The following is a 209-nucleotide window of genomic DNA, read 5'->3' as shown; positions in this document are numbered from 1 at the left end:
GCGGGCCAGCACCCGCTGCCGCTCCGCGTCACCATGCTTTTCGATGGGGGTGCGGAACAGGCGGCGGAAGCCGGTGCGGTCGCCGAACAGCGACGGCGCGGCGACGGAGAACAGCGACCACAGCTCGTCCAGATTGTTTTCCACCGGCGTGCCGGTCAGGCACAACCGTTGCCGCGCCTCCAACGCCTGGGTCGCCTTGGTCGCCTGCG

1 protein-coding gene is annotated in these 209 nt (G+C 70.3%); it reads right to left on the bottom strand.

Annotation, left to right across the window (positions count from 1 at the left end; genetic code table 11):
- Positions 1-209 (bottom strand): SNF2-related protein (locus EJ903_RS26835; RefSeq protein WP_148105353.1); only part of this gene is annotated, 209 nt, incomplete at both ends.

Source organism: Azospirillum griseum (assembly GCF_003966125.1).
Classification (GTDB): Bacteria; Pseudomonadota; Alphaproteobacteria; order Azospirillales; family Azospirillaceae; genus Azospirillum; species Azospirillum griseum.
The sequence above is the reverse complement of the archived record's forward strand: the minus strand, read 5'-3'. Positions and strand labels throughout refer to the sequence as shown.